The 23,280-nt window shown below is 73.2% G+C and carries 23 protein-coding genes and 2 pseudogenes; 17 read left to right on the forward strand and 8 right to left on the reverse strand.

The features are described from left to right. Positions 1 to 176 precede the first annotated feature (176 nt). Both DK419_RS25605 and DK419_RS25610 read right to left on the reverse strand, forming a co-directional pair. Complete coding sequence (locus DK419_RS25605; RefSeq protein ID WP_109961580.1) at positions 177 to 842, reverse strand: 3-oxoacid CoA-transferase subunit B; 666 nt, start codon at positions 840 to 842, stop codon at positions 177 to 179. A 16-nt stretch (positions 843 to 858) separates the two neighbouring features. After that, positions 859 to 1,614 (reverse strand): CoA transferase subunit A, encoded by a 756-nt coding sequence (locus tag DK419_RS25610; RefSeq protein WP_109961581.1) that lies wholly within the window; start codon positions 1,612 to 1,614, stop codon positions 859 to 861. 301 nt (positions 1,615 to 1,915) lie between these two features. On the opposite strand from DK419_RS25610, the gene DK419_RS25615 reads away from it, so the two are divergent. Together DK419_RS25615 and DK419_RS25620 are read left to right on the forward strand one after the other, a co-directional pair. Beyond that, positions 1,916 to 3,748 carry an AsmA family protein gene (locus tag DK419_RS25615; RefSeq protein WP_109961582.1) on the forward strand — a complete coding sequence of 611 codons (1,833 nt, stop codon included), beginning with the start codon at positions 1,916 to 1,918 and terminating at the stop codon, positions 3,746 to 3,748. A 35-nt stretch (positions 3,749 to 3,783) separates the two neighbouring features. Beyond that, entirely contained in the window at positions 3,784 to 4,287 is a 504-nt protein-coding gene (locus tag DK419_RS25620) for a hypothetical protein (protein ID WP_162561404.1), read from the forward strand. On the opposite strand, the gene DK419_RS25625 is transcribed toward DK419_RS25620, so the two are convergent. Next, positions 4,268 to 4,993: an NAD-dependent deacylase gene (locus tag DK419_RS25625; RefSeq protein WP_109961584.1), complete on the reverse strand. Its 726-nt coding sequence runs from the start codon at positions 4,991 to 4,993 to the stop codon at positions 4,268 to 4,270. The two genes, DK419_RS25620 and DK419_RS25625, sit on opposite strands and share 20 nt — an antisense overlap. Before the next feature lie 226 nt (positions 4,994 to 5,219). Here DK419_RS25625 and DK419_RS25630 point away from each other — a divergent pair, with 226 nt between their 5' ends. After that, the gene (locus tag DK419_RS25630) at positions 5,220 to 6,050 is read left to right on the forward strand and encodes a hypothetical protein (protein WP_109961585.1); all 831 of its coding nucleotides are present in this window, start codon (positions 5,220 to 5,222) and stop codon (positions 6,048 to 6,050) included. Then, on the forward strand, positions 6,041 to 6,736 hold the full coding sequence (locus DK419_RS25635; RefSeq protein ID WP_245442716.1) for an HAD hydrolase-like protein: 696 nt from the start codon (positions 6,041 to 6,043) through the stop codon (positions 6,734 to 6,736). The genes DK419_RS25630 and DK419_RS25635 overlap by 10 nt, the downstream gene beginning before the upstream one ends. Before the next feature lie 241 nt (positions 6,737 to 6,977). Here DK419_RS25635 and DK419_RS30065 read toward each other — a convergent pair. Next, positions 6,978 to 7,676 (reverse strand): annotated as a pseudogene (locus DK419_RS30065) (ISL3 family transposase); the annotation flags it as partial. Between the two features lie 91 nt (positions 7,677 to 7,767). On the opposite strand from DK419_RS30065, the pseudogene DK419_RS25645 reads away from it, so the two are divergent. Next, a pseudogene (locus tag DK419_RS25645) lies at positions 7,768 to 7,932 on the forward strand (IS256 family transposase); the annotation flags it as partial. 123 nt (positions 7,933 to 8,055) lie between these two features. On the opposite strand, the gene DK419_RS25650 reads toward DK419_RS25645, so the two are convergent. Further along, positions 8,056 to 9,726 carry a methyl-accepting chemotaxis protein gene (locus DK419_RS25650; protein ID WP_109961586.1) on the reverse strand — a complete coding sequence of 557 codons (1,671 nt, stop codon included), beginning with the start codon at positions 9,724 to 9,726 and terminating at the stop codon, positions 8,056 to 8,058. Between the two features lie 431 nt (positions 9,727 to 10,157). Between DK419_RS25650 and croR the strand changes: the two genes are divergently transcribed. Further along, positions 10,158 to 10,619 carry a 3-hydroxybutyryl-CoA dehydratase gene (gene croR, locus DK419_RS25655; RefSeq protein ID WP_109961587.1) on the forward strand — a complete coding sequence of 154 codons (462 nt, stop codon included), beginning with the start codon at positions 10,158 to 10,160 and terminating at the stop codon, positions 10,617 to 10,619. A 1-nt stretch (position 10,620) separates the two neighbouring features. Further along, complete coding sequence (locus tag DK419_RS25660; protein ID WP_109961588.1) at positions 10,621 to 11,430, forward strand: TrmH family RNA methyltransferase; 810 nt, start codon at positions 10,621 to 10,623, stop codon at positions 11,428 to 11,430. Between the two features lie 31 nt (positions 11,431 to 11,461). Here DK419_RS25660 and DK419_RS28870 read toward each other — a convergent pair whose 3' ends face one another. Further along, positions 11,462 to 11,797 (reverse strand): type II toxin-antitoxin system death-on-curing family toxin, encoded by a 336-nt coding sequence (locus DK419_RS28870; protein WP_162561406.1) that lies wholly within the window; start codon positions 11,795 to 11,797, stop codon positions 11,462 to 11,464. A gap of 392 nt (positions 11,798 to 12,189) precedes the next feature. On the opposite strand from DK419_RS28870, the gene DK419_RS25670 reads away from it, so the two are divergent. The 4 genes from DK419_RS25670 (at position 12,190) to DK419_RS25685 (ending at position 16,413) form a co-directional block, all read left to right on the forward strand. After that, positions 12,190 to 13,761, forward strand: coding sequence for a phytoene desaturase family protein (locus DK419_RS25670; RefSeq protein ID WP_109961590.1), 1,572 nt, complete (start codon positions 12,190 to 12,192; stop codon positions 13,759 to 13,761). After that, positions 13,758 to 14,177: a DUF2141 domain-containing protein gene (locus DK419_RS25675; RefSeq protein ID WP_109961591.1), complete on the forward strand. Its 420-nt coding sequence runs from the start codon at positions 13,758 to 13,760 to the stop codon at positions 14,175 to 14,177. The genes DK419_RS25670 and DK419_RS25675 overlap by 4 nt, the downstream gene beginning before the upstream one ends. 74 nt (positions 14,178 to 14,251) lie before the next feature. After that, positions 14,252 to 15,217: an ABC transporter ATP-binding protein gene (locus DK419_RS25680; RefSeq protein WP_109962503.1), complete on the forward strand. Its 966-nt coding sequence runs from the start codon at positions 14,252 to 14,254 to the stop codon at positions 15,215 to 15,217. Then, positions 15,214 to 16,413: an ABC transporter permease gene (locus DK419_RS25685; protein WP_109961592.1), complete on the forward strand. Its 1,200-nt coding sequence runs from the start codon at positions 15,214 to 15,216 to the stop codon at positions 16,411 to 16,413. Before DK419_RS25680 ends, DK419_RS25685 begins: the two co-directional genes overlap by 4 nt. A gap of 35 nt (positions 16,414 to 16,448) precedes the next feature. Here DK419_RS25685 and DK419_RS25690 read toward each other — a convergent pair whose 3' ends face one another. Continuing rightward, entirely contained in the window at positions 16,449 to 16,853 is a 405-nt protein-coding gene (locus DK419_RS25690) for a hypothetical protein (protein ID WP_109961593.1), read from the reverse strand. Positions 16,854 to 17,238: 385 nt separating this feature from the next. Then, on the reverse strand, positions 17,239 to 17,415 hold the full coding sequence (locus tag DK419_RS28875) for a hypothetical protein (protein WP_162561090.1): 177 nt from the start codon (positions 17,413 to 17,415) through the stop codon (positions 17,239 to 17,241). 279 nt (positions 17,416 to 17,694) lie between these two features. Here DK419_RS28875 and DK419_RS25700 point away from each other — a divergent pair, with 279 nt between their 5' ends. From DK419_RS25700 to kdpB, 6 genes are all read left to right on the forward strand, one after another. Then, entirely contained in the window at positions 17,695 to 18,006 is a 312-nt protein-coding gene (locus DK419_RS25700) for a polyhydroxyalkanoic acid system family protein (protein WP_109961595.1), read from the forward strand. A gap of 338 nt (positions 18,007 to 18,344) precedes the next feature. Next, positions 18,345 to 18,569: a hypothetical protein gene (locus DK419_RS25705; RefSeq protein WP_109961596.1), complete on the forward strand. Its 225-nt coding sequence runs from the start codon at positions 18,345 to 18,347 to the stop codon at positions 18,567 to 18,569. Between the two features lie 268 nt (positions 18,570 to 18,837). Beyond that, a complete protein-coding gene (locus DK419_RS25710; protein ID WP_099905332.1) occupies positions 18,838 to 18,927 on the forward strand; it encodes a K(+)-transporting ATPase subunit F in 90 nt (29 codons plus the stop codon). Positions 18,928 to 18,940: 13 nt separating this feature from the next. Next, entirely contained in the window at positions 18,941 to 20,659 is a 1,719-nt protein-coding gene (kdpA, locus tag DK419_RS25715) for a potassium-transporting ATPase subunit KdpA (RefSeq protein ID WP_109961597.1), read from the forward strand. A gap of 4 nt (positions 20,660 to 20,663) precedes the next feature. Further along, entirely contained in the window at positions 20,664 to 20,849 is a 186-nt protein-coding gene (locus tag DK419_RS25720; RefSeq protein ID WP_109961598.1) for a hypothetical protein, read from the forward strand. A gap of 305 nt (positions 20,850 to 21,154) precedes the next feature. Then, complete coding sequence (gene kdpB, locus DK419_RS25725) at positions 21,155 to 23,269, forward strand: potassium-transporting ATPase subunit KdpB (protein ID WP_109961599.1); 2,115 nt, start codon at positions 21,155 to 21,157, stop codon at positions 23,267 to 23,269. Positions 23,270 to 23,280: the final 11 nt, after the last annotated feature.

Consider the following 23,280-nt stretch of genomic DNA (forward strand, 5'->3'; position numbering starts at 1 on the left):
GAGGGGTAGGGGTGAGGGTGAAGACGATTCCGGATTGAGCTCGACCGTCGAGCTGCGCAGCTCGACGCTCGGCGATTGACCATGAACCCGAGCCACCCTCACCCCTGACCCCTCTCCCAAACGGGAGAGGGGGACGTGCTTCATGTCGACGCTGTCATTCGAAGACTAAACCGCCATCAGGCGTTCTTCAGCGCCACGCGATACTGGCCTTGGGTCTTGGCCCGCACCTCGTCCTCGGTGACGCCGTCGGCGAGCTCGACCAGGCTCATGCCGCCGTCGCCCTTCTTGTCGATGGTGAAGACGCCGAGATCGGTGATGACCATGTCGACGACGTGGGTGCCGGTGAGCGGCAGGTCGCAGGCCTCGAGCAGCTTCGGGGATTCCGAGCCGTCCTTGGCCTTGGCGACGTGCTCCATCACCACGACGACCTTCTTGACGCCGGCGACGAGGTCCATCGCGCCGCCCATCCCCTTCACCATCTTGCCGGGGATCATCCAGTTGGCGAGGTCGCCGTTCTGGGCCACCTGCATGGCGCCGAGGATCGACAGGTCGATGTGCCCGCCGCGGATCATCCCGAACGAGTCGGCCGACGAGAAGTAGCTCGTGGTCGGCAGTTCGGTGATGGTCTGCTTGCCGGCGTTGATGAGGTCGGGATCCTCCTCGCCCTCGTACGGGAACGGGCCCATGCCCAGCATCCCGTTCTCGGACTGGAGCTGCACCGACATGCCGTCGGGGATGTAGTTCGACACCAGCGTCGGGATGCCGATGCCGAGATTGACGTAGAAGCCGTCCTCGAGCTCGCGGGCGGCGCGGGCCGCCATCTGGTCGCGGGTCCAGGCCATGGTGGTCTCCTCTCCGTTAGATGGCGCCGCCGCCCGTCGGGGCGGGCGCGGGCTCGGCGTTCGGCGCGGCGTCGCTGCGCTTGCGGGTGGTGCGCTGCTCGATGCGCTTCTCCGCGTCCGGCACGTGGATCATCCGCTTCACGAACACGCCGGGCGTGATGATGTGGTCGGGATCGATCTCGCCGGGCTTAACCAGATGCTCGACCTGGGCGACGGTCATGCGCGAGGCCGAGGCCATCATCGGGTTGAAGTTGCGGGCGGTCTTCCGGTAGACGAGGTTGCCTTCCGTATCGCCCTTCCAGGCGTGGACCAGCGAGACGTCGGCGAACAGGCCGCGCTCCATCACGTAGGTCTCGCCGTCGAACTCCCGGGTCTCCTTGCCCTCGGCGATCAGGGTGCCGACGCCGGTCTTGGTGAAGAAGGCCGGGACGCCGGCGCCGCCGGCGCGGATGCGCTCGGCCAGCGTGCCCTGCGGGTTGAACTCGATCTCGAGCTCGCCGGCGAGGTACTGCTTGGCGAAGGTCTTGTTCTCGCCGACGTAGGACGAGATCATCTTGCGGATCTGGCGGGTCTCGAGCAGCACGCCGAGGCCGACGCCGTCGATGCCGGCATTGTTCGAGATGACCGTGAGGTCCTTGGCGCCGCTCTCGCGCACCGCGTGGATGAGGACGTCGGGAATGCCGCAGAGGCCGAAGCCGCCGGCCATGATCGTCATGCCGTCCCGCAGGACGCCCGCCAGGGCGGCCGTGGCGTCGGGGTATACCTTCTTCATCCCTCGTTTCCCCAAATGATTGGCGCTGCCGGGGCTCGGATGCCCTCGTTCCCGCACGGATGCGGCGCCTCGCCGCCCTGTTTAGCATCGTTGCGGCGTCGCACCACCGGCATGCCCGAGGAAAATGTCCCGTCCGGGCCGTCGCTGGGCGACCCCGGAAAATCGTGCCGGGGAGACAAGGCGCGCACGAGGGATTATAGGGACGACGGGAAGGCGTATGCCGCCGGCGGGCCAGGAGGCCGGCCAGGGCGGCGCCCGGGGGGGCGCACGAGTTCTCGTCCACGCCGGCAGCCGGAGAGCGATGTCGCGCCGAACCACCCTGGCCCTGAGCGGCGCCGTCGTCGCGGCGCTCGCGCTCGCGGCCGCCTCGCGATCCTGGACGATCGCAGCCCCGCAGGCGGCCGCCTTCGCGGAGCGGGACCTGGCGCGGCGCTACGGCCTGGCCCTCTCGGTCGCGGGGCCCGCCACCGTGACGCTGCTGCCCGCCCCGGCCCTGCGCTTCTCCGGGGTGCGGCTCAGCCGCGGCACCCACGACCTCGTCGCGAGCGAGGGCCTGCAGGTGCAGCTCGGCCTCGCCGGGCTCCTCGCCGGCCGGGCCGAGATCACCGGCCTCGTCCTCGAGCGCGCCCGGATCGCCCTGCCTTCGGGCGCGGGCAGCGACTGGGCCGAGCCGGCGGCGCGGCTCGCCGCGCGCGTCGCCGCCGGCCGCGGCCGGCACCTGCGCCGCCTCGTCCTCGTCGACGCGACGCTGACCGGGCGCGATCCCCGCACCGGCCGGCCGGAGACGGTCACCGGCCTGAACCTCGCGGCGAACTGGCCGCGCCCGAGCGCCGGCCTCGATCTCTCCGCCGACTTCACCTGGCGCGGCGTGCCGGCGGCGCTGACCCTGTCGGACCTGCGCCCGCGCGAGTTCGCCGCCGGCGCCGAGACCCCGGTCACCGCGGCGCTCGCCTGGAGCGCGACCGGCCCCCACGCGGCCGAGGGCAGCGCCGAGATCGAGGGCAGCCTGGTCTGGGCGAGGACCGCCCCGGCCGACGATGCGGCGGCGGGCGGGCCCGGCCCGCGCCTGTCCGGCCAGGGCCGCTTCGCCACCCCGGCCCTGCCCGGCACCCTGGCCTGGCTCGGGATCGCGCCCGGCCCCGCCGCGCTCGCCGGCCCGGTGAGCCTCGAGGGCCGCTTCGCGGCCGGTCCCGGCGGCGTCGAATGGCCTGACATCCGCGTGCGGATCGGCGACAACCGCCTCGAGGGCGCCGGCGCCGCGACCCTGGCGCGGGGACGGCTCGCCGTCACCGGCACGCTCGCGGCCGAGCGGCTCGACCTCTCGGGGTTCATGCCCGAGCCCGAGCCCGGCGGCGGCTGGAGCCGGGCGCCGCTCGCCCTCGACGGCCTCACCCGCGGCGACCTCGACCTGCGCCTCTCCGCGGCCTCCGCCCGCCTCGGCCCCCTCGAGGCGCAGGACGTCGCCGCGGGCCTGCTGGTGCGCGACGGCACCGTGGAGGCGACGCTGGGGCGCGCCACCGTGCAGGGCGGCACCGTCAAGGGACGGGCGGCGCTGGCAGTCCTGCCGGCCGGCCTCGACGCGCGGCTCCAGGGCAGCGCCGACCGGATCGACCTCGGCGGCCTGTTCGCCGATCTCGGCTGGCCGCGCTGGATCCTCGGCCGGGCGCAAGGCTCGGTCGCCCTCGACAGCGCCGGGTCGAGCCTCGCCGACCTCGTCGGGCGCCTCGCGGGACGGGCCGCCGCGACGGTCGAGGGCGGGGAGATCCTGGGCTTGAGCCTCGCCGACCTCGCCCAGCGCCCCGAGGCCGCCGCCACCGCCCTGCGCCGGGGCGGGCGGACCCATTTCGAGCGCGCCCGGGTCAGCCTGACGGTGAATGGCGGCGTCGCCGAGATCGGCCAGGGCCAGGTCCGCGGCGGAGGCCTGACGGCGAGCCTCGGCGGCCGGGTCTTCCTGGCCGAGCGGCGCCTGGGCGCCGAGGCCCGGATCGAGCCCGGCCCCGACGGGCGGACCGGCGCCTTCGCCATCGAGGGGCCGTGGCTGCGCCCGGCGATCCGTCCGCTGGCCGTCCGCCTGCCGGCCGAGACCTCGCCCACCAAGACCCTGCCCGCCGCCGCCAGCGCCTACGCGCCCTGATCCGGGCGCCGGCCGCCCCTCGAGGAGCATCCCGGATGCGACCCCGCCGTTCCGGCCCCTGGATCGGGGCCCTCGCCTGCCTCGCGGCCCTGCCCTGCGCCGGCGCGCCGGCTCAACCCGCTCCCGGTCCGGCCGCTCCGGTTCCGGCTCCGGCCCCGCCGGAGGCATCGCCCGCCCCCGCCCCGGGCGGATTCCCCGCCGTCCCGGTGACGCCCTATTTCCGGGTCGTGCCGATGAACGAGGCCCGGGCCATCGGGTTCTTCACCAGCCTGTTCCCGGACTGCTCCGTTCAGGGGCCCGTGGTGGCCCGCCTCGTCGAGGGGCCGAAGCACGGCAGCGTGCGCTTCTCCGTCGAGGCGTCCTTTCCGCGCTACACCCCCGGCTCGGCCCTCGCCGCGTGCAACGCCCGCAAGGTCGAGGGCCTCAAGATGACGTTCGAGGCCGCCGAGAACTACGAAGGTCTCGACGCCTACCGCGTCCTGATCATCTACCCGGACGGCGGCGCCACCCATCTCGACGTCAGGGTCTCGATCCGCTGACCGGCCCTTCCCCGAGGATCTCCGCCACGAAATCCGGCACCGCGCGCGTCGCCGGCCCGTAATCGGCCGTGTCGAACAGCCCGGCGGTGTCGGAGGGCGCGAGGTTGATCTCGCGGGTCGGGATCCCGGCCGCGCGGGCCCGCGCCACGAAGCCCGCCGCCGGGTAGACCGCCCCGGAGGTGCCGATGGCGACGAACAGGTCGGCCGCGTCGAGGGCGTCTCCGATCGCCTCGAGGTGGAGCGGCATCTCGCCGAACCACACCACGTCCGGCCGCATCCCGCCCCGCCGCCCGCAGGCCGGGCAGGCCGTGCCGAGGCCCAGATCCTCGGCCGAGGGGCGGGACGCGCCGCAGGCGGTGCAGCGCGCCCGCATCAGCTCGCCGTGCATGTGGACGACCGCCCGCGAGCCGGCGCGCTCGTGCAGGTCGTCGACGTTCTGGGTGCACAGGAACAGCCGGCCGCCGCGGGCCGCGAGGCCCGCCTCCAGGCGCGCCAGCGCCGCGTGGGCGGCGTTGGGCTCCGCCTCCCGCACCCCCCGCCGGCGCAGGTTGTAGAAGGCGTGGACCTCCTCCGGCTCGCGGGCGAAGGCCTCGGGGGTGGCGAGGCGCATCGGGTCGAACCGTCGCCACAGCCCGCCGGGGTCCCGGAAGGTGCCGAGCCCGCTCTCAGCCGAGATTCCGGCCCCGGTGAGCACGAAGATGGTCACGCGCGGCCCTCCCCCACGGTCGACGACTGCGACACGATTGTAACGAACTTCGCGCGCCGCAGAACAATGTGGGCGCCGGACCACGCGGATGCCGTCACTGTGACCTCCGTTGAGACTTTATCAATTCTTGGCATGGACAATCCCGGTCACCCATCCTAAGTGAGGATCGTGCCCGCGCGCATCGCCGCGGGCTGCTGATTCCGAACAGATCGCTTCAGGACATTCAATGACGCGCCACCGCGCGAGACCGTCATTCACGGTCGAGATCAAGCGCAGCCGCACCTCCCCCCTGATCGACAGCGAGCGGCCTCAGGGCGAGCGCCCCGCCGTCAAGCCCGCGGCGAGCCTCGCCGTGCCGGCCGAGCCCGAACGCAAGCCCGCCGCCCCCGGCCGCAACCTCTGGGCCGGGACGGGCCTGTTCGAGGAGGCCGCCGCCGCCACCCAGTCCGGCCGCTTCGACCCGCCGGACCTCTCGGTCTTCGCCAAGACGCCTGTCAAGCCTTCCGCCAAGATCTCGGCTAAGCCCTCGGCCGACAGGTCCGCGGAGAAATCTCACCTCGACAAGGCCGCCGACGAGGTCTTCGCGGCGCCGGCCCAGCGGGCTTCCGCCAAGGCGACGTCGGCCAAGGCGGTTCCCGCCAAGCGCGTCCTGCCGAGCCTGATCGCCCCGCCGGAGCCCGAGCCCGAGCCGGAGGCCGCCCCGGAGCCCGAGGCCAAGCTGCCCCGCGTGCGGCGCTACCGGACCGCCGAGCCGGCGCCGCGCCGCACCGCCGGCCCGCGCCCGGCCTTCGTCTGGCCCGAGGACTGGCCCGACGAGGCGCCGATCCAGGCCCCCGCGCCGATCACCGTGCCGGCCGCCCCCCGGATCGAATCGAAGATCCAGGTTCCCGATCGCCAACTCCCCGATCGCCAGGTTCCTCATCGCCAGACCCCCGAGGCCGCGCCGCAGGCCGCCGAGGCCGGCGAGATCCGCCCGCGGGCCAAGCGCCGCCCCGGCGACGAGGATCTGCGCATCGGCCAGCGCTGGAAGCGCCGGCTGCCCCGCGTGTGCTGGTAGCCGAAAGGGGCGGCGCACCGGCGGGCCGGGACGGCGCGCCGCCCTACCGGCTCGTCATCCTCGACTTCGACGGCACCCTCGCCGACACCTTCCCGTGGTTCACCCGGGTGCTCCCGGCCGTCGCCGACCGCTACGGCTTCCGCCGGCCGGTACCCGAGGAGGTCGAGGCCCTGCGCGCCCTGGACGCGCGGGGGGTGATGCGGCGCCTCGGCGTCCCGGGCTGGAAGCTGCCGCTGATCGCCCGGCACATGCACGGCCTCGCCGCCCGCGACGCGGCGGAACTCGCGCCCTTCCCGGGCATCCCCGCCCTGCTCGCCCGCCTGCGGGCCGGCGGCATCGGGCTCGCGCTCGTCAGCTCGAACCGCGAGGACGTGGTGCGCCGGGTGCTCGGGCCGCACAGCGCCGGCCTGATCGACGCTTACGCCTGCGGCACCTCCGTGTTCGGCAAGGCGCGGCGGTTCCGGGCCGTGCTGCGGGCGAGCGGCTTGCCCTCCGCCGACGTGCTCTGCCTCGGCGACGAGCTGCGCGACCACGCCGCGGCGACGCGGGCGGGCCTCGCCTTCGGGGCGGTGACCTGGGGCTACACGAGGGCGCCGGCGCTGGCGGCCGCGGGGCCGGCCCACCTCTTCGCGACGCCCGAGGCGGTGGCGGCGGCGCTCCTGCCGGAGGCGGCGCGGACGGCCTGACCGGCCGCTGCCGGATCCTGCGCGAGCCTCTCCGGGTTCGCCGCCGAACTCGAATCCTCCGTCGTCGTAGAGAGCCTGCCAGCGCATCCAGCTCTGTGCTCCCGCTTCCAACTCCGACGTAGAGCGAGAAGGCACGGTCGCGCCGGGTGGGACGAACGGTCGAGCCAGGGAGAAGCGGCAGGCTGCGCAACCGGGCATGGGCCCCCTGGAGCCAGCGTTCGACGGCCTGCCGCACGTTGGTGAGCAGGTGCCATCGATCGGCGACCTGCTGAGCCTGGGGATCGCCGAGGCTTGCGCCTCGGGCATACTCGGTCGAGCGATCCTGGACGACGAGTTCGACGCCGGGATGCCGTTCGAGCCAGCCGGCCACCGTGGGTGCCGTACGATCCGGGAGGAGGTCGATGGCGCGGTGGCGGTCGAGATCGACGACGATCGTACCGTGACGGCTGCCCTTCCGGATCGCCCGGTCGTCGATCCCGACCCGGATAGGAGCCGGCGCGCCGGGCATCGGCATGCGGGTGACGAGCCGCAGCACGGTCGCACGGCTTGCCGGCATGTGGAGATGCGCGAGGAGACGCGTCCCGCCTGCACCGCCGCAGGCGGGGCCGACCCTGGCCTGCGCCTGGCATAGGCGCCGCGTGCGCCGGGCGCGCGGCGCGAGCAGGCTCATGGGCGCCGCGGCGAAGGTCCGGCGTCCGCAGGCCGGGTTGAGGCAGTAGAACCGCCGCACCTGGACGCGTAGCACAGTCCGCGAGGCCGACAGCGGCAGGTCGGCGGGATGGGGGGATAGCGGCGATGGACGGACCGGCTCGCCTGCCCGCACTCGGGGCAGCGGCCGCTGGCTGCGTCCAGCCGCAACGGGATGACGAGGTGATCGTCGTGTCGTTCGACGAAACGCGCGGCGCGACAGTTGGGCATGGCGGGGGGATATCCATGCCACCCACGATGGGGCGGGCGGGCCAACTCATCATCGGCCCGAGTCAATCCACCGCTAACCGCGCAAAGTGAGCAAGAACCACGGGGCAATCCCGGTCGGCATCTTCCCCGACGAGCGCTCGATCCGCCGCCTGGTCGGCCCGATCCTGCTGGAGCGGAACGACGAGCGGGCCGTGCAGCGCTGCCGCGACATGACCCTGGAACGCATCGCCCCGATCGGCGATGATCCCCTCGTCAGCCTGCCCACCCTGGCAGTCTGACCGTCCGGCCCTGCCGGTCATCGGGGTGGATCGGCCCCAGCTACACGACGCCCTGGGACACGATCGAAAGCCGTGTCGTGTACCGTGAGCGGAACCAAAGGTCGTTTTCAACGACCGTTGGCATCACGCCGCCCGCACGGTATCGAGGAAGCGGGCGACCTCGGCCGAGAGGTGCTCGGACTGGCGCGACAGCTCGCTCGCCGCGCCCAGTACCTGGCTCGCCGCGGCCCCCGTCTCGTCCGCCGCCCGGGCGACGCCGGTGATGTTCGTCGTCACCTCGCCGGTGCCGGACGCGGCTTGCGAGACGTTGCGGACGATCTCCTGCGTCGCCGCGCCCTGCTCCTCCACCGCCGCCGCGATCGAGGTCGCCACCCCGGAGATCTCCTCGATCCGCGCGGTGATCCCGCTGATCGCGCCGACCGCCTGACCCGTGGAGGACTGGATCGCCGCGATCTGGCTCGTGATCTCGTCGGTCGCCTTCGCGGTCTGGCCGGCGAGTTCCTTGACCTCGGCGGCGACCACCGCGAAGCCCCGTCCCGCCGCGCCGGCGCGGGCCGCCTCGATGGTGGCGTTCAACGCCAGCAGGTTCGTCTGCGCGGCGATCGAGGAGATCAGCCCGACGACGTCGCCGATGCGCGCCGTGGCCTCGGTCAGCGCCCGGACCTGGGCGGCGCTCTCGCCGGCCTCGCGGACCGCCGCGCCGGCCAGCCTGGCCGAGCCGTCGACCTGGCGGCCGATCTCCTGGACGGACGCGCCGAGTTCTTCTGCTGCGGCTGCGACGGTGCCGACGTTGGCGGCGGCCTGCGCGGCGGCCGCCGCGACGCCGCTCGACTGGCCGGCGGTCTCCCGCGCGGTGGCGGTCATCGTCTGGGCGGTGGCCTGCAGCTCGGTGGCGGCGGCCGTGACGGCGCCGACGATGCCGCCGACCGCCCGCTCGAAGCCGTCCGCCATCTCGCGCATCGCCTGCCGGCGCTGCGCCTCGGCCCCGGCCCGGGCGAGCGCAGTCTCCTCCTCGAGCCGGCGGGTGCGGATCAGGTTGTCGCGGAACACGGCGAGCGCCCCCGCCATGGCGCCGAGCTCGTCCCGGCGCGCGGCATCGGGAATCGCGGTGTCGGCGTCGCCCGCGGCGAGGCGGCGCATCGCGCCGGTCATGCGGCCGAGGGGCCGGACGATGCGGAGCAGGCAGAACAGCACCGCCCCGAGGGTAACGAGGACGGAGACCGCGAAGGCCGCCACGGTGGTGCGGGTCGCCTCCGCCCGCTCGGCCCGGGCCGCCTCGCCCGCCGCAGTGCCGGCGGCGGCGTTGATGGCGACGAGCTTGCCCGCGACGTCGATCGTCGCCCGGTAGGTCGCGTTCATCGGCCCGCGGAAGAAGGCGTCGATCTCGGCCCGGCTCGGGAGGCCCTTGAGGCGGGCCCAGTCGGCGCGGAACCCGGCGATCCTGGCGCTCAGCTCGCCGAAGGTCTCCCGCTCGGCGGGCGAGCTGATCAGGTCCCGGTAGCGCTCCATCCGCTCGCTCAGGGCGGCGTCCATCTCGGAGAAGCTCTTGGCCGAGAGCGCCGTCTCGGCCTCGGTCTCGGCGGTGATGAAACGGAACTGCCACAGCCGGGCGCGCATCACCAGGGCGTTGATCGCGTGCGCCTCGTTGATCGAGGGCACCGCGTCGTCGGCGAGCTTGGCGATGCGGGTCTCGATCGAATCGAGCTTCCACAGGGAGACGCCGCCCTGCGCGAGGGTCAGCAGCAGGAGGATCCCGAACAGGCCGGTCAGGCTGCTCTTGAGGGAGAGACGCATGGGGCGGGGGCCGTCAATGAGCGAACAGAAGAAGAAGGCTCTTCTTGCGTCGACAAAGCTAAAAATGGCTTAATCGGCCGATGCCGGACGACGGCGACAAGACCGCAATCATATCAAATCCGGACGTTGATCGACCTCCGGCAAGTGTTGGACGGGTACAAACTGACGCAGAGGAATAAAGCCTCTGTCCGGAACTGACCCTCACCGATCTTGCTGGCTGCCGAAGGGTCAGGTGTCGGGAGCCGCGCGGCCGAGAAGAACGGTTTTCGCTCCGCACTCCTCGCGGGCAGGGCCGGAGGGCCGGGCGGGCTCCGACCTTTCGCCACTGGATTTCCGCCCCCGTCCCGTGCGACCTCGGGAGTCCCGGCCGGGGCGCGACGGTGCCGCGAGCCCTCTCGGCCGCGGCACCCACTTGACCGGGAGCGACGCCGATGATGCCCGAACTGCGCGTGCTGTACTTCGAGGACCTGAGCGTCGGCCTGTCCGAGACGCTGTCGAAGACCATCGCGGCCTCCGACGTGGTCGGCTTCGCCGAGATCACCGGCGACCGCAACCCGATCCACCTCTCCGAGCACTTCGCCGCCCGCACGCCGTTCGGCACCCGCATCGCCCACGGCCTCTACACCGCCGGGCTGATCTCGGCGGTGCTCGGCACCCGCCTGCCCGGGCCGGGCGCGATCTACATCAGCCAGAGCCTCAACTTCCGCGCGCCCGTGCGCATCGGCGACACGGTGGACGTCACCGTCGAGGTGGCGGAACTCGTGCCGGAGCGCCGCCGCGCCCGCCTGACCTGCACCTGCTCCGTCAACGGCGAGACGGTGCTCGACGGCGAGGCCCTGGTGAAGGTGCCGACGAAGGCCGAATCCGATCCCCTGGCCACCCGCAAGGGCTAGGATGACGCCGACCCCGATCGACGACCCCGACGACCCGCGCCTCGACGCCTATACGAAGATGCGCGAGCGCGACCTCGTCGGGCGGCAGCGGCGGTTCATCGCCGAGGGCGAGGTGGTCCTGCGCGTGCTGCTCGCAGGGAATGCCCGGTTCCGGGTCGAGTCGGTGCTCGTCTCGCCCGAGCGCCTGCCCGGGCTCGCGCCGGCGCTGGCTCACCTCGACGCCCCGGTCTACCTCGCCGCCAAGAGCGTGATGGGGGCGGTGGCGGGCTTCCCGATCCATCGCGGCGTGCTGGCGGTGGGCCTGCGCGGGCCGGAGCCCGACCCCGACGCGCTCGTGCCGGCAGGCTCCGCCCTGCTCGTCGGCCTCGTGGGACTGGCCAACCACGACAATGTCGGCGGGCTCTTTCGCAATGCCGCCGCCTTCGGGGCCGACGCGGTGCTGCTCGATGCCGAGACCTGCGATCCCCTCTACCGCAAGGCGATCCGGGTCTCGGCCGGCACGAGCCTGACGATGCCGTTCGCCCGGCTGCCGACGGGGGACGACCTCCTGAACCTGTGCGAGCGCCAGGGGCTCGTGCCCGTCGCCCTCTCGCCCCGGGGCGAGGATATCGGGGGGCTGCCGCCCCTGCCCCGCGCGCTCCTCATGCTCGGCACCGAGGGCCCCGGCCTGCCCGAGGTGCTGATGGCCCGCGCCCGCCGGGTGGCGATCCCGATGGCACCGGGGGTCGATTCGCTCAACGTCGCGGTAGCGGGAGCGGTGGCGTTGCACCGGCTCGGGGGTGAGCGGCTGGCGAGCATCGCCGGTCGATGACGACGCCTCCCTGGACGGGCCCCTCTCGCCTTCAGGGAGAATGACGCAGCGATCCAGGACAGCCTCCAGGTCCTGCGGCGCGATCTCGCCAGCGACGGCTGCCGTGACGATCCCACCGGAGGCTGTCTAGGTCCGGCAGACCGAGGTCGTAGCCGTTCGCCCGCAGGAACGTACCCATGGCGAAGAAGGCCGTGCGCTTGTTGCCCTGCGCGAAGGCGTGAGGTTTCGCGATCGCGATCAGCAGCGACACGGCGAGGGTGAGGACGTCGTCCTCTCCTTCGTGGAGCAACAGGTTCGGCGGCCGTGCGAGGGCACCGTCGATCTTGCCTTGATCGTGGACGGGGACCGGCTCGCCGGTCGCGCCCACCTCGTGGGCATCGATGGCGACGGCTGCGCCGGCCGTGAGCCACTGCGGCTCACTCGGCAGCGATCTTCGGAAAGTGAGATCGGTTCCCGGTGCATGTTGACGCGCATGGGTGGACGTGTCCGCGATGACCTCGCGCGTGTCACCCCGATCGGGCGCGGGGTTGGTCCGTTCCGATGCCCGGCGCGCTCCATGACCATGCCGACCTCTCCTCTCGCCGATGCGGCGCCGACGGCAGCCCGTCGACGCGCCGCGCCGCCCCGCCACATTCCGGCGAGAACCCCCGTCCAGCCCCCACCGCGACAATGCGCAGCCATTGCCGGCTCGGGCCTGCGCACCACAACTAGACCGTACGAACGGGGCGACGTTTTTTTCGTCTGGCAGGAGGTGGGGCGTTGTTGCAGCCGCGGGATGGGTACCGCACCCTGTCGGGGCGTCGGGCGATCGTGGTCGGGGCGGGGCCGGGCGGCCTCGCGGTGGCGCTGATGCTCGCCCGCGACGGCGTGCAGGTGACGGTGATCGAGAAGGAGGAGAGCGTCGGCGGGCGCACCCGCACGGTGACGGCGCCGGGCGGCTACAGGTTCGACATCGGGCCGACCTTCTTCCTCTATCCGCGCATCCTGGCCGACATCTTCGAATCCTGCGGCGAGCGGCTGGAGGACCACCTCACCCTCGAGCGGCTCGATCCGCAGTACCACCTCGTCTTCGAGGGCGGCGGCGAGATCCGGGCGACGCCGGACGTCGAGCGTCTCGAGGCCGAGATCGCCCGCATCGCGCCCGACGACGCCAGACACGTCCGCCGCTTCCTCGACGACAACCGCCGCAAGCTCGCGGCCTTCATCCCGGTGCTGCAGCAGGCCTGCGACTCGATCCGCAGCTTCGCCTCGCCGGCGATGCTGGCGGCCCTGCCGCTTTTACGCCCCCACGCCACCGTCGACCGCGACCTGAAGCGCTACTTCAAGGATCCGCGGGTCCGCCTCGCCTTCTCGTTCCAGACCAAGTACCTCGGGATGTCGCCGTTCCGGTGCCCGAGCCTGTTCACCATCCTGAGCTTCCTCGAATACGAGCACGGGGTCTACCACCCGGTGGGCGGCTGCGGTGCGGTCTCGGAAGCGATGGCGGGGCTTGCCCGCCGCCTCGGCGTCGAGATCAGGCTCGGCACCTCCGTCGACCGGGTCCTGTTCGAGGGCAAGCGCGCCGTCGGCGTCGAGGCCGGGGGCGAGCGCATCGGGGCCGACGCGGTCGTCATCAACGGCGACTTCGCCAAGGTGGTGCCCGAACTCGTGCCGGAAGTTCGCCGGCCGCGCTGGCGGAACGCCAAGGTGGCGAAGGCCCGCCTCTCCTGCTCGACCTACATGCTCTATCTCGGCATCGAGGGCCCGATGCCGAAGAGCCTCGGCCACCACACCATCCTCCTGTCGGAGGATTACGCCCGCAACATCCGCGAGGTCTCCGACGGGGTGCTGCCGATGCAGCCCTCGATCTACGTCCAGCATGCCGGCTACACCGACGGCGGCATGGCGCCGCCCGGCCATACCAGCCTCTACGTGCTGGTGCCGGTGCCGAACCTGCGCGCCGGGATCGACTGGAAGACGGTGGGGCCGTCCTACCGCGCGCTCGTGCTCAAGCGCCTGGAGAAGCTCGGTCTCACCGACATCGAGTCGCGCATCCGCTACGAGCGCGTGGTCGATCCGACCCAGTGGCGCGACGAGTTCGCGGTGCACGAGGGCGCCACCTTCAACCTCTCGCACGACCTCGGGCAGATGCTGTACTTCCGGCCCCACAACCGCTTCGGGCCCGGGCTCTACCTCGTCGGCGGCGGCACCCATCCGGGCTCCGGCCTGCCGGTGATCTACGAGGGCGCCCGCATCACCGCGCGGCTGGCGGCCGAGGACCTGGCCCGGCAGCCGGTGCCGGCCCGCGGGAGGCCGCTCAGCCCCGCGCCGAGCCTGGGCGAGGCCTCGTGAGGCGCCTCGTCCTGGCGGTCCTCCTGCTGGCGGCGGGGCCCGCCGTCGCCGCCGACCTCGCGGTCGAGGTCGACGGGGTCGAGCCGGGGGCCGGCCGGGTCTTCGTCGCGCTCTGCACCGGGTCGCTCGCCGAGGAAGCCTGCCGCATCGGCCAGAGCGGACCGGCCGCAGGCCCCACCCTGCGCTTCGGCTTCACCGGCGTGCCGCCGGGCACCTACGCGGTGGCGGCGTTCCAGGATCTCGACGGCGACGGGCGGCTCGGCCGCACGGGCCTGGGCCTGCCGACCGAGCCCTACGGCTTCTCGAACGGCGCCGGCCGCCGCGGCCGCCCGGACTTTTCCGGTGCCGCCATCCGCTTGGCCGAGCCGGGCGCGAGCTTGCGGGTGCGGCTCGCCCGCGCCCTGCCGGCGCGGTAGCGCGTGCGGCGGGCGATGCTTCCCGGGCGGCCATCCCTCGGAAAGCCGCAAAGCCCTGCTGTCGTGACGGCATGATGCCCGACCCCGCGGCGGAGGTCCGCGACCTCGCCTTCTCGTACCGGAACCAGCCCGTCCTCGCCGGGATCGACCTCGCCCTGGCGCGGGGCGAGACCCTGGCCCTGCTCGGCCCCAACGGCGCCGGCAAGACCTCGCTGATGCGGCTCCTGGCCGGCCGCCTCGTGCCGGATCGCGGCCGCGTGCGCGTGGCGGGCGGCGATCCGGGACGCGAGCCCGGGGTCCGGCGCGCCATCGCCTGGGTGCCGCAGGAGATCGCCCTCTACCCGCGCCTGACCGTGCGGGAGAACCTCGACGTGTTCGCCCGTCTCGCGGGCCTGCCCCGGGGAGCGCGGGCGCCGGCGGTGGCGCGGGCACTCGCGCGGGCGGGCCTCGAGGACGTGGCCTCACGCCTCGTCGGCGTGCTCTCGGGCGGCTACCAGCGCCGGGCCAACATCGCGGCCTCGCTGCTGGCCGAACCCGCCCTGGTCCTCCTCGACGAGCCGACGCAGGGCGTCGACCAGGCGGCGCGCGCGGCGATCCACGCGGTGCTCGAGCGCCTGCCCGGATCCGGCGCGGCCGTGCTGATCGCCACCCACGACTTCGCCGAGGCCGAGCGCCTGGCCGACCGGGTGGTGGTGCTCCAGGGCGGCGCGCTCCGCCTCGACGGGCGCCTCGCCGACCTGCTCGCCGGCCTCAGGGCCGGCCCGCCCGAGCACGAGGTGGCGCTCGCCGAGGCCGCCGACCCGGCCGCCGCCGCCGCCCTGCGCCAGGCCGGCTTCCACCCGGCCTCGCCGCTCACCTGGCGGGCCGGCAGCACCGTGGCGGGCGGGCGCGACGGCGCGGCGCTCCTCGCCCACCTGCGCCGCCACGGCGTGCCGGTGCGGGAGATCCGGGTGCGCGAGCCGGGGCTCGACGTGCTCTACCGCGACGTGACGGCGGAGGAGCCTCCCCCCGCTCCCGCCCGCCTGGAGGTCCCGGCATGATCGTCGCGGCGTTCCGGGTGATGTGGCTCACCCTGTGGCGCGACCGGGCCGCCCTGGTGATGGCCTTCGTGCTGCCCACCGTGATCTTCTGCGTCTTCGCGGCGATCTTCTCCGGCGCGGTCGGCGAGCGCATCCGCATCCAGGTCGGGCTCCAGGATCGGGCCGGCACCGCCACCACGGCGCGCCTCGTGGCCGCTTTGCGGGCCGACCCGGCCCTGCGCACGGCGCTCCTCGACGGCGATCCCGTCTCGGCGGTGCGCCGGGGCGAGGTCGACGTCGCCCTGGTGCTGCGCGGCGACCTCGCGGCCGGGAGCAGTCAGGCGGACGCGCCGATCCTCGTCGTCGAGAGCCCGGCCCGGGCGCTCGCCACCCCGATCGCGCTCGGCCAGGTGCAGCGGGTGCTCAACGAGGCCCTGCCCGACGTGGTGCTGTCGCGGGTCGTCGCCGACGTCGAGCGCACCGGCAAGATCGGGCCGGACGAGCGCGCCTTCCTCGATCGTGCCTTCGCCGAGAGCCGGGAGAAGCGCGAGGCGTTCTCCTTCGCGGCCCTGGTCGCCCGGACCTCGACCGCGGAGGGACAGGGCGGCAACGCGCGGGTCGCCTACTATGCCGGGGCGATCGCCGCGGTGTTCCTGATGTTCGCCGCCATGCAGGGCGCCCTGTCCCTGGTCGAGGAGCGCCAGTCCGGCATCGCCGACCGCCTCGCCGCCGCCCCCGGCGGCCTGCCGGTCGTGGTGCTCGGCAAGTTCCTGTTCCTGGTGCTCCAGGGCACCGCTCAAGGGGGGCTGATCTTCGCCGCCGCGGCGCTGGTCTACGGCGTGTCGGTCGGGCCGCATTTCGCGGCCTGGCTCGTCACCGGGGTGCTGGTCGCCGCCATGGCGGCGGGCCTGGGGCTCGCCGCCTGCGCGGCCTCGCGCACCCGCCAGCAGGCCCACCTCGTCTCGACCTTCGGGGTGCTGCTGCTCTCGGCGGTGGGCGGCAGCATGGTGCCGCGCTTCCTGATGCCGCCCTGGCTCCAGAGCCTCGGCTGGCTCACCCCCAACGCCTGGGCGATCGAGGCCTACCAGGCGGCTCTGGCGGAGGGCGCGGGCGCGGCCTGGCCGGCCTGGGCGGTGCTCGCGGGGCTCGCCGCCGCGGGGCTCGGGCTGGCGGTCGCGCTCACCGCGCGGCCGGCCCCCGGGCCGGCGCGGGCGTAAGGGATCGCGGCGCAGAGCCGCGATCGTCCCGCGCGTCAGCCCTTCAGCCGCTTGTTGCATTCCGAGTAGTAGCCGCCGCCCTTCTCGATCCAGTTCAGGCCGCCGTTGCCGGCGCCGCCGGCCGCCTTGTTGGCGTTGTACTGGTCGAGGCAGGTGTGCTGGCGGGCGCTGCCGGCCGGCTCCTTGGCGTATTTCGGCGAGACGGCGGTGGGATAGACCGCGCCGGCGTCAGGCGCGTGCGCGGCAGGGCTCCGCCCGGCCGGCGCCTGCGCCGCCGGGGAGGCGGGCTTGGCGGGGATCGCGGGCGGGTTCGGCGGCGGCACCGGGCTCGGCTTCGCGGCGCCGGGGCCGAACGGGTTCGGGGCCGGGGCGGTCGTCTGGGCGAGGGCCGGGGCGGCGAGCGCGCCGACGAGCAGCAGGGAGGCGAGGGAGAGGCGCATCGAGGGTGTCCGGCTTCGGGCGGCGCGAGCTTAGCAGGCCGATCGGGCGAGGGCGACACCTGACGCTGCGGGACCTCGCGACGACCGTCGGCTACCTGTCGATGGCCTATTCGGACAGCATGCTCTACTCTCTGGTCCCGACCTGCTACATGTGGTTCGTCCCCGGTGGCGCCTGCGCGGCGCTGCGGCAGCGCCGGGCGGCCAGCTGGCGGCCGGTGCCGCTCCCGGCCTGACCCGTGCGGCGCGCCCGTGCGCGCCTCAGCGCAGGTGGAAGGCGATCCAGAGCACCGCGACGCCGACGAGCCCGGCGACGAGCCAGCGCGCCAGCCGCCGGGCGAGGGATGCGAGGACCGGGGACACCGGTCCCTTCCTCACGCGCCCGCCCTCACTCGGCCGGGCGCCGGATGGCCGCGCCCGCGATGATCGTGGCGAGCGCCGCCGCGCCCAGGCCGTCCTGCAACGCCCGCACCGGCTCGTCCGGCATCGCCAGCCACCACAGGGCGGCCGTGGCCGCGGCGCACACCGCGACGGCGCCGAAGATTCCCCGCTCGATCGCGCTCAAGACCCGCCTCCGCTCGCAAGGTGCCGATGCGCGCCCTTCCGGGCCGCATCCCCCTGCGCCAATCTCCCCCAAGCCGATCTCCCCCTAAGCCAAGCGGGCCGGCTTGGACAGCGCAAGGCTGCAACGGACGGTCCGGTCTGCGATCCTTAACCCTGCGCACCCGCCGCCGATTGAATTCCCGAGCGTCATGACGAATCTCGACCGCAGATGATTCGGCGTCGCCGGAGCATCGTGCCTGGAGCCGGCCCGGAGGGGGCGCGGCGGGCCGCGGAGACGGTGATGACGAAGCCCCTGGTCGTCGAGATTCCCCACCAGCTCGGCCGGGCCGAGGCCCGCCGGCGCATCGAGGCCCGCCTCGGCCAGGGCCGGGAGCTGGTGCAGAAGGCCGGCCTCACGATGCAGGATCCGGTCTGGGACGGCGACACCCTCGCCTTCGTGGTCGGCGCCATGGGCCAGACAGTCAGCGGCACCATCGCGGTCGAGGACGCGACCGCCCGCGTCGAGGTCCGGCTGCCGCTGCTGCTCGGGATGTTCTCGGGCAAGGTGCGGCAGGTGATCGCCGAGAAGGGCGGCGAGCTCCTGGCGGCCTGAACCGGTCGTCGTCGCGAGGTCGAGAACGATCGGCTCGGCCCGCCCCGACGCTGCTCACCCCCTCCCGCGTCATCCTGGGGCTCGCCGATGGCGAGAGCCCGGAATCGGGAAGCACCGGCGTGGCACGACGGGGCCATCCGGCCCGCCCCTCTGGAATCCTGATATTGCGGCCCGGCCGTCCGCATCGCTTCCCCATGCCCGCGCCCGCAAGAACTCCCGGTGAGGCGCACCGGGGTGATCGGATGGTTGGGGTTCACGGCCGGCGCGCACGCGCCGCGGCGACCGGAGGGTCCCGCCGCCTCGGCGGGGCGGGTGACGGTCGGCCGGCCCTGGCTCCCGTGCGCGCCGCATGCCGGCTCTGCGGCTTCCCCGTCCGCGGTTTCCTGAACGGCACCACCTGCGTGCTGCAGGTCGACGGCCGGGCGCTGCGGGATTCGTGCCGCGAGGCCGCGGGCGCCTGCCGCGAGGCCGCGGGCGCCTGCCGCGAGGCCGCGGGCGACTGCCGCGACCAGCACGCCTGCGCCGGGCTGCAGGAGGCGGTCCGCGCCGCCCGCAAGACCTAACGGAAACACGGACGGCGGCCCCGGAACCGGCCCGTCTTTATGCCGCCTTTATGGCGCGGGGCCTCGAGGCCTCTCGAATCCCTACGCGGTCGGGAGGATGTCCCGGTGTCGGGACCGCGAGCGCGGTCCGATCCGATGCGGCGCCGGTCCGGCGCCGCCCGACGGGGACACCGATGTTCGATTTCCTGATGCTGGCGGCCGGCCTGGGCTTCTTCGCCCTGTCGCTCGGCTACGTCTCCCTGTGCGAACGCCTGTGAGGAGGCCCGCGATGACCCTCGATTACGGGCTCGGCGGCCTGATGACCCTCGGGCTGCTCGCCTACCTCGCCTACGCCCTCGTGCGGCCCGAGCGGTTTTAGAGGAGCGCCCGAGATGACCCTCGCCGGCTGGATCCAGATCGCGCTGTTCTGCGCTCTCGTCCTCGCCCTGGTGAAGCCCCTCGGTCTCTACATGACCCGGGTCTTCACCGGCGCCTCCACCCCGCTCTCCCCCGTGCTGCGCCCGGTCGAGCGCGGCCTCTACCGCCTCGCCGGCATCGACGAGGCCCACGAGCAGCACTGGCTGACCTACGCGGGCGCCATGCTGGTCTTCCACGCCGCCGGATTTGTGCTGCTCTACGGAATCCTGCGGCTGCAAGCATTCCTGCCCCTCAACCCCGCCGACCAGGGCGCGGTGGCGCCGGACCTCGCCTTCAACACGGCCGCGAGCTTCGTCACCAACACCAACTGGCAGAATTACGGCGGCGAGAGCACCCTCTCGTACCTGTCGCAGATGCTGGGGCTGACGCCGCAGAACTTCCTCTCGGCGGCGACCGGCATCGCGCTCGCCGTGGCGCTGATCCGGGGCTTTGCCCGCGCGTCCGCCCGCACGGTGGGCTCGTTCTGGGTCGACCTGACCCGCTGCACCCTCTACGTGCTGCTGCCGCTCTGCATCCTCTACACCCTGTTCCTGGTCTGGCAGGGCGTGCCGCAGACGCTCGCGCCCTACGCCGAGGCCACGACGCTGGAGGGCGGACACCAGACCATCGCGCTCGGCCCCGTGGCGAGCCAGGTGGCGATCAAGATGCTCGGCACCAACGGCGGCGGCTTCTTCAACGCCAACGCCGCCCACCCGTTTGAGAACCCGACCGCGTGGTCGAACCTGATCCAGATGGCGTCGATCTTCGCCCTGGGGGCCGCGCTCACCAACGTGTTCGGCCGCATGGTCGGGGACGAGCGCCAGGGCTGGGCGATCCTCGCCGCGATGGGCGTGCTGTTCCTCGCCGGCACCGCGATCACCTGCGCGGCGGAGGGCGCCGGCAACCCGCTGCTGACTGCGCTGGGCCTCCAGGGCGGCAATCTCGAGGGCAAGGAGCTGCGCTTCGGCATCCCCGGCTCGGCGCTGTTCGCGGTGGTGACCACCGCCGCCTCCTGCGGCGCGGTCAACGCCATGCACGACGCCTTCACGGCGCTCGGCGGCCTGGTCCCGCTCGTCAACATGCAGCTCGGCGAGATCATCGTCGGCGGCGTCGGTGCCGGGCTCTACGGCATGCTGGTCTTCGTCGTGGTGGCGATCTTCGTCGCCGGGCTGATGGTCGGGCGCACGCCCGAATACCTCGGCAAGAAGATCGAGGCGCGCGAGGTCAAGATGGCGATGCTCGCCATCCTCTGCCTGCCCCTGATGATGCTCGGCTTCACGGGGCTGGCCACCGTGCTGCCGGCGGGCCTCAGCGGTCCCGCCAACGCGGGTCCGCACGGCTTCACCGAGATCCTCTACGCCTTCACCTCGGCGGCGGCGAACAACGGCTCGGCCTTCGCGGGCCTCTCGGGCAACACCCCGTTCTACAACCTGACGCTCGGCGCCGGGATGCTGGTCGGGCGGTTCTTCGTCATCATCCCGGCGCTCGCCATCGCCGGCTCGCTCGCGGGAAAGAAGACGGTGCCGGCCTCCGCCGGCACCTTCCCGACCGATGGCGGCCTGTTCGTCGGCCTGCTGGTCGGGGTGATCCTGATCGTCGGGGGCCTGACCTTCTTCCCGTCGCTGGCGCTCGGACCCATCGTCGAGCACCTGGCGGGCGCGGCCGGCCAGACCTTCGCGGCGGCGGGGAACTAAGGCCATGACCACCCACGCCGACCGCCTCCGCCGGGGCCTGTCCCGGCACCGGCCTCGCTCCGGCCCGCTCCCCGACCGGTCCGCCTTGCGGCCCTGCGACATCGTCCTGGCGCTCACCGGCCTCGCGCTGCTGGGCTCCGGCGCGATCTGGGCGGCGGTCGTGCTCGGGAGCGCGGCGCTCGCGCCGTGACGAGCCGTCCGAGTGAACGGGGCTCATCCCGTTCACGACCCCATCCTGAGGTGCGAACGGAGTGAGCCTCGAAGGAGGGCTCCAGAGGCCATAGCGATCACTGGAGCCCTCCTTCGAGATTAGTCGATCTTCGATCGACTAACGCCTCAGGATGAGGTTGTGGGTGGGAGATGACGGGGCCATTGGCGATCCGTCTAATCTCAGGAAAGCGCCCCTATCCGCTCGAAATTCGACACTTCACTTCTTGGTGCTGTGGCCACAGCCGCCTGCCCCACTCTCCCCGCCTCATCCGGATCCCAAGGATCATGGCCCAATCCCAAAAACCCTCTCTCCTCGACGCCGGCCTGATCGGCCCGGCCTGCCTCGGCGCGGTCGCGAAGCTCGATCCGCGCCAGATGGTGAAGAACCCCGTGATGTTCGTGGTCGAGGTCGTGGCGGCCTTCACCACGCTTCTGTTCGTCCGCGACCTCGTCACCGGCGGCCAGGATCTGATGTTCACCGGCCAGATCATCCTCTGGCTGTGGTTCACCGTCCTGTTCGCCAACTTCGCCGAGGCGGTGGCGGAGGGACGCGGTAAGGCGCAGGCCGAGTCCCTGCGCCGCACCCGCACCGAGACCACCGCCAAGCTCCTGACCGGCCCCGCCGCCGCACCCGGCGGCCCGCGGACGGCCTACGAGACCGTGCCGGGCGCCGGGCTCACGGTCGGCGACGTGGTGCTGGTCGAGGCCGGCGACGTGATCCCGTCGGACGGCGAGGTGATCGAGGGCATCGCCTCGGTCAACGAGGCGGCGATCACCGGCGAATCCGCCCCCGTCATCCGCGAATCCGGCGGCGACCGCTCGGCGGTGACCGGCGGCACGCAGGTGCTCTCCGACTGGATCCGGGTGCGGATCACGGCGGCCGCCGGCTCGACCTTCATCGACCGGATGATCGCGCTGGTGGAAGGGGCGGCGCGCCAGAAGACCCCCAACGAGATCGCCCTCAACATCCTGCTGTCCGGCCTCACCATCGTGTTCGTGTTCGCGGTCGGCTCGATCCCGAGCTTTTCGGCTTACGCCGGCGGCGCGATCCCGCTCGCGGTCCTGGTGGCCCTCTTCGTCACCCTGATCCCGACGACGATCGGCGCGCTGCTCTCGGCGATCGGCATCGCCGGCATGGACCGGCTGGTGCGGTTCAACGTGCTCGCCCTATCGGGCCGGGCCGTCGAGGCGGCGGGCGACGTCGACACGCTGCTCCTCGACAAGACCGGCACGATCACGCTCGGCAACCGCCAGGCGACCGAGTTCCGCCCCTTGCGCGGCGTCACCCCCGGCACGCTGGCGGATGCGGCCCAGCTCGCCTCGCTCGCCGACGAGACGCCGGAGGGGCGCTCGATCGTGGTTCTGGCCAAGGAGGCGCACGGCATCCGCGCCCGCGACATGGGAAGCCTGAACGCCGCCTTCGTCCCCTTCACCGCGCAGTCGCGGATGTCGGGCATCGACCTCGACGGCTCCTCGATCCGCAAGGGCGCGGTCGAGGCGGTGATCGCGAGCCTCGAATCCGCCCCGGCGCCGGTCGGTGCCGGGGCCGCCGCCCGGGTGCTGCAACCCCGCCTCGATCCGGCCGCCGCCCAGGAGGTTCGCAGCATCGCCGAGGAGATCGCCAAGGCTGGCGGCACGCCGCTGGCAGTGGCCCGCGACGGCCGGCTCCTCGGCGTCGTCCACCTCAAGGACATCGTCAAGGGCGGCATCGCCGAGCGCTTCGCGGAGCTGCGCCGGATGGGCATCCGCACGGTGATGATCACCGGCGACAACCCGATGACCGCGGCGGCCATCGCGGCGGAGGCCGGCGTCGACGACTTCCTCGCGCAAGCCACGCCCGAGGACAAGCTGGCGCTGATCCGCAAGGAGCAGGCTGAAGGAAAGCTCGTGGCGATGTGCGGCGACGGCACCAACGACGCCCCGGCGCTGGCCCAGGCCGATGTCGGCGTGGCGATGAACACCGGCACGGTGGCGGCCCGCGAGGCCGGCAACATGGTCGACCTCGATTCCGACCCGACCAAGCTCATCGAGATCGTCGAGATCGGCAAGCAGCTGCTGATGACCCGCGGCGCGCTCACCACCTTCTCGATCGCCAACGACGTGGCGAAGTACTTCGCCATCATCCCGGCGATGTTCGTCGGGCTCTATCCGCAGCTCCAGGCCCTCAACGTGATGGGGCTGGCCTCGCCCCAGAGCGCGATCCTGTCGGCGATCATCTTCAACGCGCTGATCATCGTGGCGCTGATCCCGCTCGCCTTGCGCGGGGTGAGCTACCGCGCGGTCGGCGCCGCCGCGTTGCTGCGGCGCAACCTCCTGATCTATGGTCTCGGCGGGATCCTGGTGCCGTTCGCCGGCATCAAGCTGATCGACCTCGCCGTGAGCGCCCTCCACTTGGCTTGAGAGACATCGCC

Origin of the sequence: Methylobacterium terrae (assembly GCF_003173755.1) — a bacterium.
GTDB lineage: Bacteria > Pseudomonadota > Alphaproteobacteria > Rhizobiales > Beijerinckiaceae > Methylobacterium > Methylobacterium terrae.